Annotated in this window: 12 protein-coding genes; 1 reads left to right on the forward strand and 11 read right to left on the reverse strand. The window is 62.5% G+C overall.

From position 1 onward, the window contains the following. Window positions 1–104: 104 nt before the first annotated feature. The 10 genes from JJ869_RS08340 to JJ869_RS08385 form a co-directional block, all read right to left on the reverse strand. On the reverse strand, window positions 105–1,286 hold the full coding sequence (locus tag JJ869_RS08340; RefSeq protein ID WP_292266066.1) for a phage major capsid protein: 1,182 nt from the start codon (window positions 1,284–1,286) through the stop codon (window positions 105–107). 29 nt (window positions 1,287–1,315) lie between these two features. Next, window positions 1,316–1,858, reverse strand: coding sequence for an HK97 family phage prohead protease (locus JJ869_RS08345; RefSeq protein WP_292266068.1), 543 nt, complete (start codon window positions 1,856–1,858; stop codon window positions 1,316–1,318). Window positions 1,859–1,869: 11 nt separating this feature from the next. Then, window positions 1,870–2,097: a hypothetical protein gene (locus JJ869_RS08350; RefSeq protein WP_292266071.1), complete on the reverse strand. Its 228-nt coding sequence runs from the start codon at window positions 2,095–2,097 to the stop codon at window positions 1,870–1,872. After that, window positions 2,090–3,265, reverse strand: coding sequence for a phage portal protein (locus JJ869_RS08355; protein ID WP_292266072.1), 1,176 nt, complete (start codon window positions 3,263–3,265; stop codon window positions 2,090–2,092). The genes JJ869_RS08350 and JJ869_RS08355 overlap by 8 nt, the downstream gene beginning before the upstream one ends. Before the next feature lie 267 nt (window positions 3,266–3,532). Further along, on the reverse strand, window positions 3,533–4,900 hold the full coding sequence (locus tag JJ869_RS08360; RefSeq protein ID WP_292266073.1) for a terminase family protein: 1,368 nt from the start codon (window positions 4,898–4,900) through the stop codon (window positions 3,533–3,535). Then, the gene (locus JJ869_RS08365) at window positions 4,818–5,165 is read right to left on the reverse strand and encodes a hypothetical protein (RefSeq protein ID WP_292266074.1); all 348 of its coding nucleotides are present in this window, start codon (window positions 5,163–5,165) and stop codon (window positions 4,818–4,820) included. Before JJ869_RS08365 ends, JJ869_RS08360 begins: the two co-directional genes overlap by 83 nt. Before the next feature lie 245 nt (window positions 5,166–5,410). After that, the gene (locus JJ869_RS08370) at window positions 5,411–6,154 is read right to left on the reverse strand and encodes a sulfite exporter TauE/SafE family protein (RefSeq protein ID WP_292266076.1); all 744 of its coding nucleotides are present in this window, start codon (window positions 6,152–6,154) and stop codon (window positions 5,411–5,413) included. A 31-nt stretch (window positions 6,155–6,185) separates the two neighbouring features. Beyond that, window positions 6,186–7,346 carry an endolytic transglycosylase MltG gene (gene mltG / locus JJ869_RS08375; RefSeq protein WP_292266077.1) on the reverse strand — a complete coding sequence of 387 codons (1,161 nt, stop codon included), beginning with the start codon at window positions 7,344–7,346 and terminating at the stop codon, window positions 6,186–6,188. A gap of 3 nt (window positions 7,347–7,349) precedes the next feature. Further along, window positions 7,350–8,612: a beta-ketoacyl-ACP synthase II gene (gene fabF / locus JJ869_RS08380; protein ID WP_292266079.1), complete on the reverse strand. Its 1,263-nt coding sequence runs from the start codon at window positions 8,610–8,612 to the stop codon at window positions 7,350–7,352. A 159-nt stretch (window positions 8,613–8,771) separates the two neighbouring features. Continuing rightward, entirely contained in the window at window positions 8,772–9,578 is an 807-nt protein-coding gene (locus JJ869_RS08385) for a glycosyl transferase (RefSeq protein WP_292266081.1), read from the reverse strand. A gap of 206 nt (window positions 9,579–9,784) precedes the next feature. Between JJ869_RS08385 and rsgA the strand changes: the two genes are divergently transcribed. Then, window positions 9,785–10,819 (forward strand): ribosome small subunit-dependent GTPase A, encoded by a 1,035-nt coding sequence (gene rsgA / locus JJ869_RS08390; RefSeq protein WP_292266083.1) that lies wholly within the window; start codon window positions 9,785–9,787, stop codon window positions 10,817–10,819. A 140-nt stretch (window positions 10,820–10,959) separates the two neighbouring features. Here the strand turns inward: rsgA and JJ869_RS08395 are convergent. Further along, a partial coding sequence (locus tag JJ869_RS08395) for a DUF983 domain-containing protein (RefSeq protein ID WP_292266084.1) occupies window positions 10,960–11,303 on the reverse strand: 344 nt, incomplete at its 5' end.

Genomic DNA, 11,303 nt, shown 5'->3' on the forward strand with positions numbered 1-11,303 from the left:
GCCGCTGCTCGGACGGAGGGAGCGGCTAGACAACGCCGGCACACCGGCGCGCGCCCCATGAGGAAGACGGCCCGCACCGCCCTCCCCATGTCCGCCATCACCGATCAGGCAACAGCGAAGCGCAGCAGCTTGATGGCGGCGAAATCGCTGACGTCACCGCCCACCCGCTTGGTCGCGTAAAACAGCACGTGCGGCTTGGCGCTGAACGGATCACGCAGCACGCGCAGATCCGGGCGTTCCGCAATCGTGTAGCCCGCGCGGAAGTCCCCAAAGGCTATCGCATCGGCCCCTGTCGCAATGTCCGGCATGTCCTCGGCAATCAGCACCGGATAGCCCAGCAGGCGTGCAGGTTCTCCGCTGGTGAACCCGTCCGACCACAGATGACGGCCATCCGCATCCTTCAGCTTGCGCAGCGTGCCCGCTGTCTTGGAGTTCATCACGAATGTCGCATTGGCGCGGTACTCCGCCCCCAGCGCATAGACCAGTTCGATCAGCGCATCGCCATTGCCAATAGACCCGTCCACACCCGTCGGTACATAACCGATATTGGTCCAGCTCCAGACATCGTTGTCCACCGCTGGATGGGTCAGAAACCCGGTCGGCTTGTCATTGCCATCACCGTTGATGAAAGCCCCCGCTTCGGCACGCGCAAAAGTGTCCGCGATCTTGCCCGCCAGCCAAGTCTCGATATCGAATGCCGTGTCGTCCAGCAGACGCTGGCTGGCCTTCGGCATCGCGCTCAGCTCGTGCAGCTTGATCGAAATGCGGTCGATGGTCGGCGTCCCGGTTTCCGAACGTGCCGCAACTTCATCGGCCCAACCCGCCCCAGCATTGCCCTGGTCAATCAGCACGTCATAGCTCGACGCCTCGACATGCACTACAGACGCAACAGCCCGCAACGAGGCGCTGCTTTTCAGCACACTCTGAATGGTCTCGGACGTGACCGGGTCGATCAGAAACCCGCCATCGCTGTTCACATTGGTGGACATGGACTTCACATCCATCTCCAACCCGCGCAGCGCGTCATCGTCGCCGGTGCGCAGATAGGCATCAAAGGCCTGGTAATGCAGCTCATCGCTGCGCACGCCGCCCGCAAGCGCGGGACGTGCCGAAAACGCAGTCTTCTTGTCGATCTTGGTCATTCGTTCTTCCTGTTCCTGTAGCTTTCTGTCGAAATCGTCGCGCTGTCGGCGCATGTCGCCCACCAGCCCTGCCAACGCGGCACCCAACTGGGTGAACGGAGACACATCTTCCCCGTTCCGCGACGTTGTCCCGGTCTCATTCATCCCGTTTTTCCCATCTCTGAAGGGTGGCGCTAGCCGTCCACCAATGTCCGGCGCGCCTCTTCGATCAGACGTGCCATCTCCCGCAGGTCGGCCTCCAACGGGGTCTCCCCCTTGGCCGCAACCCGCGCACTGGGCAGCATCGGGAAGGTCACCAGCGACACCTCCCACAGCTCCAGTTCCGTCAGAACCCTGCGGCCCTGCTTGTCCTTCGTCGCGGCCTTCGTGCGGTATCCGATCGACAGCCCGTCAATCGCCCCCGCCGCCACCAGCGCCGCCGCTTCCCGACCGCGTGCCACGCTCTCCAGCAACCGCCCCTTCACATAAAGCCCGGTGCCATCCTCGCGCACTTCATCCCAAATGCCGATGGGCTGCGCCGGATCATGCTGCCACAGCATCTTGACCGCGCGACCGCTCTCGGCCAACCGCTTCAACGACGCGCCATAAGCCCCTGAAGCGACAACATCATTCCCCAGGTCACATTGACCAAACCGCGACGCATAACCTTCGATCACGCAGCCATCCGTTACGGTTACATCCGCATCGAATCGGCAGAATTTCCGTTCCAAATCCATCTCAAACTCCCTCATGGCGCCACCTGGAGAAACTTCAGAAACACATCCGCCAACACCGCGGCGGCCACGCCATAGACCGCCAGCCAAACCCGCCGTTCCAGCCGCTCGATCAACGCCTCGATCCGGTCCAAACGCCCCGAGATCCCTTCGAACCGCAACTGCGTGACCCGCTCGTACCCCTCCAGCCGCAAGGCCGGCGCGCAATCGAACGGCTCATATCCAACACGCGCATCACTCATCGGCCAGCACCGGCAAGCCCAGCAAGGCGCGTTTCTCTGCGGCTGTCAGGAACTCCGCCCGCGCCACCCGCGCCCATTGCGCATCACGCTCCGCCGCCAATGCCGGAACCTGATCCAGATCGGGCTTCAGCACCAACTCCTGCCCCACATGTTGCGACAGCCACGCTCCCAACGCTGCCGTCACCCGCGACACCAGGGGCAACACCGTGAGGCGATAGAACGCCCGATGCGCCTCAGCATAATTGGCGTATGTCGCCTCGCCGGGAATACCCAGCAGCATCGGCGGGACCCCAAACGCCACCGCGATTTCCCGCGCCGCCGCTTCCTTGGTCTTCTGAAACTCCATGTCCGAGGGCGAAAACCCCATCGGTTTCCAGTCCAATCCGCCTTCAAGCAGCATCGGCCGCCCTGCATTGCGCGCACCCATGTGATGGCTCTCGATCTCCTCGACGAGCCGGTCATATTGCTCCGACCCCATCCCCGAAACGCCATCCGTGCCGCGATACACAATCGCCCCCGAAGGCCGCGCCGCATTGTCCAACAGTCCCTTGGACCAGCGCGAGGCTGCATTGTGCACATCCAGCGCCTGCGCCGCCGCCACCATCGGGCTCAACCCGTAATGGTCGTCCTGCGGATGAAACGCCTTCACATGACAGATTGGCGCCGCACCGTCGCCCATCTCGAACCGATGCGTCTTGCCGCCCACACCGTATTCATAGGCCACGGGCCAACCGTCCTGTCCCGGCACCAGCTTCATCCGGTCGGACCGCAACACATGCAGCTCGCCCGGCACGCCACCTGCGCCAACAGCTTCGAAATACCCATCCCCGGACAGCAAGAGCTGCCCATAGAAGGCCTCGAACAACTCTGCCTGCCCCTGCGCCGGATTCGGTCTGCGCAAAACATCCAGCAACGGATGCACCTCGTAGCGCTGCGCCTGATCCTGCAACACCAACGGCACCGCCGCAGACGCCTCGGCAATCAGCTTGACCGCCCGAAACCCCACCGGATTTCCCGTGAACCCGGTCCGCGTCAGGGACGCCGTATCCCGCGCCGACCACGCCACGCGGCCCATGTTCTGCCATGCCACCACCGGCCCCGTGGCGCTGGCCTTGGCTTCGATCCCGACCTCGTCCTTGCGTCCTCGCCGAAAGATGTCCCACACCATGCTGCTGCGCTCCTCGCAAATCCATTTCGTTTCCGGCGCGGTCGGGAAAGTCTCTCGAACCATCCCGACCGGCCGCGTGCCAGGGCCCAAAGCCCCCAAAGGCCCCCGGCACTCCAGACACAGCGTTCCCGTCCGCAGCCCGCCATACGGCGGGCCAAGCCCCCACATCACCGCTCTGTCAAATTCCGTAGCGCCTCTCGACCTGCGCCAACTCGATGAAACCAACCTATCCAGCAAAGGTTAACGGCTGGAAACCATACCGTGCGCTCAGCGCGCAACGGTGCGAATGCGCGGCACACGCCACTCGGCCGCGCGCGAGATCACGAGGTCGGTCAACGCCCAGACCAAGGCATCCAGCCGGTCCGGAGACCCCGACCCCTGGTAGCCCAATCGCGTCATCTGGCACATTTCGTCCTCAAGAGCATTGAACACACCGTAATGCGTCACGCGCCCCTGCTCGTACAACGCCGCCACTGGCTCCGCCCGCGCGCTTTTCGACTTCGACGCATGCACCCGCACCACAGGCACCATCGGATCGACCTGCCGAAGCACCGCCTCCACCATGTCACCGCCCTGATTGACCTCGGCCACCAAGGCATGTGCACCCCACCGCTCCATCGCGGTGATTGCCCGCCGCGCCCAAACCAAGGGTGACACGCCCTGTAGAGTACAATCCTCCAGCACCATCGCGCGCCAATCCTGCGGCGGTCCCACTGACACAACCCCGGCCACCACGATACCGCAGGCATCCGACCCCTTGCCGCTGCTCGCCGTCGGATCAACCGCGACCACGATCCGGTCAAACGCCGGCACCTCCGTACACCGCGCCGCTTCGAGCGCCTCCATCGACCAAAGCGCGCCTTCGGCCTGTTCCAGCAGATCCCCATCCAGTTCCTGCCGCCCAAGCCGCGTACCCGCATAACGCGCCCGCACCTCATCCAGAAACGACGACGCCAGATAGGCCCGGTTCGCCTCGGTCGGAGCGCGCGTCACCGCTGTCGACGGCGCAGCCAGCAGGTTCCGCAAGGTCTTGAGGTTCCGCGGAGTCGTGGTGACGCACATGCGCGGATCCTTTCCCAGCCGCAGCGTGAACTGCAACATGTCCCACGCCTCTTGCGCCCTTTTCCATTTCGCAAACTCGTCGACCCATGCCGCGTCAAACTGCGGTCCACGCAGCGACTCCGGATCATGCGCCGAACAAGCCACCGCCTCAGCCCCATTGGGCCAACGCAACATGCGCCGCGTCGCCAACCAGTCCGGCCTCCGGTCGGGCGGCGAACAGGCCAGGATCCCGCTGTCGCCAAAGATCATCACCTCGCGCACCTGATCCAGCGTTTCGCCGACAAGCGCCACACGCCGCGCCGCACCCTTGTCCAAAGGTCGCGATCCCTCGACCATGGTCCGCACCCATTCGGCACCGGCGCGGGTTTTCCCCGCGCCGCGCCCGCCAAGGACCACCCAGACCCGCCAGTTGCCCTTGGGGGGCAGTTGGTGCGGATGCGCCCAGAACTCGAACAGGTACGGTAACGCCAAAAGCGCCCCCGGCACCTCTTCAAGGCTCTTCAGAAACGCCTCCTTCTCGGCAACAGGCCCGGAGGCGATCAAGTCGGCACCTGACCGCAACCCGCGCCGCATCGAGGTCAAGCCCGTAGGTTCCCTCGATGGCGGCTTGTTCTCGGCGATGTCTTTCAAGTTGAACCTCCGTCTCCTTGGCGTGTTTCAGCCAGACGCGCAGATCGGCAAGCGCCTTGCTCGCCTCACTGGCCGTGCCCATTTCTCCGGCCTCTACTTTCTTGCGCAGCGCCGCCACCATCTCGCGAATGGTCCGCAACTCCTGCGCGATGGCCTCGCGCTCGGTATCAAGCGCGCTGCCGGTCTCTTCTGCAGTGATCAGAACCATGCGATCCTGCCTCCTGTGCTGAATGGATCTCCGTCCATCGACGCACCGGCAGACAACGGGAAAGTCCCGCCACCTGTTGATGCCTAGCAGGCACCGGGCAATAGACCGTCAAACAGGAAAGAAGCGCCTAATGCGCCGCGCGAACACTTAACACATTGGAAAGGTCTGTCGCAGCCGGGCACAAAACCCATGAGCAGACCACAGATTGAAGTGATTCAGGTTTTCTTAAGCACCAAAGACGGTGCTCAGAAAATCCCCCGCCGCAGCAGGTTCAGCCCAAGGATCAGGAAAACGTAAAGCACCATTTTGCGGAATTTCTCGTTTGACAGGCGCGATCTGAGCCGCGCCCCAAGCGAGAACCCGAGCAATGTCGGCACAACCAAAGCCAACGAAACCACGCCCAGCTCCGGCGCCAGGAATCCCTGCTGCACATAGGCCAGCGCAAAGGGCACGCCACCGATCAGCAGCAGCAATCCAACCGCGCGCACGAACTCGTCCTTCGGCACCTGCCGCGCGCTCATATACATGATGACCGGGGCCACCCAGACCCCGGACAGCCCGCCCAGAATGCCACCGGCTGTCCCGAATCCCAACTGCCCCAGCTTGTCGAACCGGTCCGGCAATCGCGGCATGGTGAACCGAAGGTTCAGAACCGCGAAGGATACGATGGAGAGCCCCAGCGCGAGAAAGATCACCCGATCCGAGATTTCGGCTGAAAGGACAACTGTGACGAACACGCTGACCCCAAGCGCCACAGCGAAAATCCAATAGCGCTGAAACGCGCCCCGGATATCGCCCATCGTCCAGACCTGCCACGCGTTCGACACCACGATGGGCACCAGCCCCATCGCAATCGCGGTGCGCGGATCAATGACCATCGTCAGCATGCTGATCGCCGCTGTGGGCAAACCAATACCCACCAGCCCCTTGACCGAACCGGCAATGACAAACACCACCGCTCCGATCAGCAGAAGCTCGGTCACACCCATGTCAAGATCACAGTGTCATGCAAAGGCAGGCTCAATTCTCCCGCTGCGCTTCAAGCGCCCGGTAGGCCGCCACGTTGGCGTTATGCTCGGCCAGCGTCACCGCGAAATTATGCCCATCCGCCGGATCAAGCGTCTTCGCCACGAAGAAGATGAAATCCGTGTCATCCGGGTTCAGCGCCGCCTCAATGCTCGCCCGACCCGGATTGGCAATCGGGGTCGGCGGCAATCCATCGATCACATAGGTGTTCCACGGCGTTTCGGCCCGCAATTCGCTCTGCCGGATACCGCGCCCCAGCACACCCTGCCCGCGTGTGATCCCGTAGATCACCGTCGGGTCGGTCTGCAGCCGCATCCCCTGTTCCAGACGATTGACGAACACGCTCGATACTAGGAACCGCTCATCCGGCGTGCCGGTCTCCTTTTCGATGATCGACGCCATGACCAACGCCTCTTCCGGGCTCTCATAGGGCAAACCGTCCTGACGGTTCGCCCAAGCCTCGGCCAGAATGCGCTCCTGCGCAGATTCCATCCGCGCGAGCAGTTCCGCACGACTGCTGCCCGGTGAGATCTCATAGCTGTCCGGAGCCAGCGACCCCTCGGCAGGGATCTCGGCGATTTCGCCCTCCAGAATGTCGATCTGGTTCAGTTCCTGAACGATCTGCCAGCTCGTCACACCTTCGGCCAGTGCAACCCGATACCGCGTATCCGCCTCGGTTTTGACCGATGTATACACCTCGGGCACTTCGTCCTCGGCCGGGTTGAACTCTGCGATCTCGACAAAGCGCCCAGTCGCCGGGTCCAGTTCGCGCACCTGCACCGTCGCCCGCGCAATGCTCACCCGGTAGACCACTTCGGTGCCACAGGTGCTCGCTCCACCCCGCGTGACAATGTCAACGATCTGCTCCATCGACGCGCCTTCCGGCACAAGGAACGACCCCGCCTTCAACTGCGATGTCTTGCCCGCGTAATCTGCCCCGATCCGCAAAAGTGCGGCACTCGACACCGCGCCGTCAGCAGCCAAATCCTCGGACACATTGCGAAAATTGGTGCCCCGGTCCACCTGAACGCAGATCGCCTGCTCCAATGGCCCTTCCGACACGTATTCATTCTGCGCCCAGATCAGAACGCCCCCGAACAGGAAGACGAGCACGACCAGAAAGGTCAGTGCGTTGGACGCGATGTGACGCCACATGACTTAGCGATCCACCTTTCCGAACACGACGCTGGCATTGGTGCCACCAAACCCGAACGAGTTCGACAGAGCATAGGTGATCGGGCGTTCCCGCTTGACCTTGGGCGCAAGGTCCACAGCCGTTTCCACCGCCAGTGTATCCAGGTTCAGTGTCGGCGGCGCCACCTGATCGCGGATCGCCAGGATCGAGAAGATCGCCTCGATCGCCCCCGCCGCACCCAAGAGGTGTCCGGTGGCCGATTTGGTCGAGGACATCGTCACTTTGCCCGCTGCATCCCCCATCATCCGCTCAACCGCGCCAAGCTCGATCACGTCCGCCATGGTCGATGTGCCATGCGCGTTGATATAGTCGATATCCGCGGGTTCAATCCCGGCATGCTTCAGCGCGGCGCGCATCGACCGCTCACCGCCCTCGCCATCCTCGGAGGGTGCCGTGATGTGATATGCATCGCCGGACAGGCCATAGCCGCAGACTTCAGCATACATCTTGGCACCGCGCGCCTTGGCGTGTTCGTACTCCTCCAACACAACCACACCCGCGCCTTCCCCCATGACGAACCCGTCCCGATCCGCATCATAAGGCCGGCTTGCTGCCTTGGGATCATCCGGACGCTTCGTGGACAGCGCCTTGCACGCGTTGAACCCCGCAATCCCAATCTCGGAAATCGCGGCCTCGGCACCACCCGCGACCATCACATCGGCATCCCCAAACATGATCAGCCGCGCAGCATCGCCAATGGCATGTGCGCCGGTGGAACAGGCCGTCACAACCGCATGGTTCGGCCCTTTGAAGCCGTATTTGATCGACACATTGCCCGAGATAAGGTTTATCAGCGCGCCCGGAATAAAGAACGGAGAGACCCGGCGCGGACCCTTGTCGCGGATCAATAGCGCGGTTTCGGCGATAGAGTTCAGTCCACCAATACCCGAGCCGATCATCACACCCGTGCGCAACCGGCTTTCCTCGTCCTCGGGCATCCAGCCCGCATCCGTCACCGCCTGCTGCGCCGCTGCCATGCCGAAGAGGATGAACTCGTCGACTTTCCGCTGTTCCTTCTTCTCGAGATAGGCATCGGGGTTGAAGGTCCCGTCCGAGCCATCACCATAGGGCACTTCGCAGGCATAGGTCGTGGCCAGATGGCTCGCATCGAACTTGGTGATTGTACCCGCCCCGGACTGACCGTCCAGAATGCGCGACCAACTCGCTTCGACCCCGTCTGCCAACGGTGTCACCAATCCCAAGCCCGTCACAACTACTCGACGCATGGCGTTGCCCTTCCCTCGAATGCTCTTGTCCGCTCTTACCCCGTTCGCGCCAGCGCCCGCAAGAGTCCAGCCACGCGGCAGGGTATTCTTGCCGGTTCAGCCTCCCGCCCGGCCTGTTTCCGTCAACGGAAACAGACGATGCGCAGACGCATCGTCCGCCTACCCCCAGCGATCGCCCAGATCCGCCTTCGCCCGGTCGATCCAATGCTCCTGCAACCAACCCGTCGGCTTGGCACATCGGATAACCGATCCGCGATACCCCGCAACAGCCTCAGGCATCTTGGGCCGCCCGTGAAAACACACCACCCGCGCGTCCTCAGGCAAGCGCGCGGCGTGCAGGTGATTGCCCGGAAACGGGTTGCAGTCGTACTTGAAGCTCACCACCCAATCCTCTGGAATATAGGTGAAAACCCCGTTCTCCATCGCCTTGTGCGAGGTGTAGCGCTGCTCCGACCCGCGCGCAACCTCGACCTCGCGATAAGCATCTGCCGCCAAGTCGTTATACAAAAACCCATGCACCGCCGGATCATAGCGAAACACCGACCCGTGCCCTGTAGGCCGCCCCTTGCGCGCCTCGGTCCAGTCGTGGCGCATCACCACATGCCCCGGAGCCAAGGTCAGCAGATCATCCAACCGTCCGGTGATCACAACGTCCAGATCGAACCCCAGAACCGGACCTTCCAGATCGGGGATCAGCCCGGGTTTGAACAGCGACACCTTGCGCATCGCCCCCTGCCGGTTCGCCACCTTGAGTGCCGCCGCCATCGGCTCGGCAAACGGCTCCAACGGCAGGTTCAGCACCTCGATATCCGGATGTAACCCTTCGGCATGTTCCGTCATGCACAGAAATCGCACCGGACAGGACAGGTTGCGCCGCACGCCGGAATAGAGCCGGTTCACATAGTCCGGTCCGAACAGCGTGCCCCATTTGATACAGGCGACAGTGGCATGAGATGGCATGGTCATGCGTCCGCTTAGCAACGGTTCCGTCAAATGACCAGATGTCGCTTGGCCCCCGCGCGTCCGCCGCATATACTCCAGATCAACCGAAGCTGAGATGCAGGAGGACATGATGAAGATTGTGCGCGCCCTGCGGGTGTCAGGCTGATCGCCGCACCCGGCCTGAACATATGCCTCACCGGGGCAGGTTTCTCAGCGACAGGATCACTCCCTTGACCAAGCACACACGCGCCGACCTCGGATGGTCGGACCACTTCGCGCGTCAGATCACCGAAGACGACGCAAACCTTCTCCCTGCCCGCATCTCCGAGGTGCATCGCAGCCAACTGATCGCATTGTCCGAGGCGGGCGACCTTCGGCTGATCCCCACTGACAGCGCCGGCGCGTATGCCGTGGGCGACTGGGTGATGACCGACGGCACCAGCGCGATCCGGCGGCTTGACCCCGTCACCGACCTGCACCGCCGCGCGGCGGGTCACTCCATCAGCGATCAACGCATCGCGGCCAATGTCGACACCGTGGGCCTTGTCACCTCGTGCAACGCTGATTTCAACGTCGCGCGGCTCGAACGCTATCTGGCTCTGGCGCTGGCCTCGAACGCGCTGCCCTTGGTGATCCTGACCAAGGCCGATCTATGCGATGATCCCGACAGCTTCAAACGGCAGGCCGAACGCCTGTCCCCGCTGGTCACCGCGATCACCATCAACGCCAAAGACCCCGAGGATGTGGCGCGCCTCAACGCATGGTGCAGCAAGGCGCAAACCTTGGCCCTGCTTGGTTCGTCAGGCGTCGGAAAAACCACCCTGCGCAACGCCCTCACCGGAGAGACAGAGGCGACACAGGACATCCGCGAGGACGACGCCAAGGGCCGCCACACCACCACGCACCGGGCGCTGCGCCCCACGCTGGCCGGTGGCTGGCTGATCGACACGCCGGGGATGCGCGAACTCCAGCTTTCGGGCACCAGCGACGGGCTGGAAGAGCTCTTCGACGACATCGAAATCCTCGCCGCCCAGTGCAAGTTCACCAACTGCGCGCATGACACGGAACCCGGCTGCGCGGTCAAGGCCGCCCTTGCCGATGGCACGCTCGACCCTGACCGGCTGGACCGCTGGCAGAAACTGCGGCGCGAGGATCAATACAATTCGGAAACCATCGCCGCCGCCCGCGCCCGGCAGAAATCCTTTGGCCGTGTGGTGAAAGAGGCGGTCGCGAAGAGTAAACACAAACGCGGCTATGATGACTGAGTAGCAAAACAGCGGGCCGCAGGCCCGCAATTGGCAAAGTCATTACGCGAATGCTTCACCACCCACCGAATCCGTATTTGGAAACCAACTCGGCTAGGTCGCGACCATGACAAAAGTCCTGGCTGGCCGCGCAATGATCCCTAGAAGCCGTGAAGCCTTTTTGCCCATTGGAAGCCAATGAACACACCTTTGACACGGGGAAGAATAATCAGTGCCAGAATAGTTGAAAGCCCCATCATCGACAGAGCAACCCAAATTGGTCTGGGCTCGAAAAGCGAATAAATCAAACCAAACATGGGAAAGATCAGAGCAACCACGACCATAAGCGTAAAATACGCGGGACCATCGTCGACGCTTGCGTGCTTAAGGTCCTGACCACAACAGGCGCATTCATTTTTGACCTTGAGGTACCCCGAAAGCACCTTTCCCTCCCCACAGGAGGGGCATTTCAAAGTGAACCCCCGGAAAACCGCCAGTCGCGTAT

The organism is Marivita sp. (genome assembly GCF_017643905.1).
GTDB lineage: Bacteria > Pseudomonadota > Alphaproteobacteria > Rhodobacterales > Rhodobacteraceae > Marivita.

Excerpts from the sequence above, each read along its gene's own strand:
- mltG (WP_292266077.1), bottom strand. The coding sequence starts at position 7,346 with ATGTGGCGTCACATCGCGTCCAACGCACTGACCTTTCTGGTCGTGCTC.
- JJ869_RS08370 (WP_292266076.1), bottom strand. The coding sequence starts at position 6,154 with ATGGGTGTGACCGAGCTTCTGCTGATCGGAGCGGTGGTGTTTGTCATT.
- JJ869_RS08355 (WP_292266072.1), bottom strand. The coding sequence starts at position 3,265 with ATGGTGTGGGACATCTTTCGGCGAGGACGCAAGGACGAGGTCGGGATC.
- JJ869_RS08340 (WP_292266066.1), bottom strand. The coding sequence starts at position 1,286 with ATGAATGAGACCGGGACAACGTCGCGGAACGGGGAAGATGTGTCTCCG.
- JJ869_RS08350 (WP_292266071.1), bottom strand. The coding sequence starts at position 2,097 with ATGAGTGATGCGCGTGTTGGATATGAGCCGTTCGATTGCGCGCCGGCC.
- JJ869_RS08365 (WP_292266074.1), bottom strand. The coding sequence starts at position 5,165 with ATGGTTCTGATCACTGCAGAAGAGACCGGCAGCGCGCTTGATACCGAG.
- JJ869_RS08360 (WP_292266073.1), bottom strand. The coding sequence starts at position 4,900 with ATGCGGCGCGGGTTGCGGTCAGGTGCCGACTTGATCGCCTCCGGGCCT.
- JJ869_RS08385 (WP_292266081.1), bottom strand. The coding sequence starts at position 9,578 with ATGACCATGCCATCTCATGCCACTGTCGCCTGTATCAAATGGGGCACG.
- fabF (WP_292266079.1), bottom strand. The coding sequence starts at position 8,612 with ATGCGTCGAGTAGTTGTGACGGGCTTGGGATTGGTGACACCGTTGGCA.
- JJ869_RS08345 (WP_292266068.1), bottom strand. The coding sequence starts at position 1,858 with ATGGATTTGGAACGGAAATTCTGCCGATTCGATGCGGATGTAACCGTA.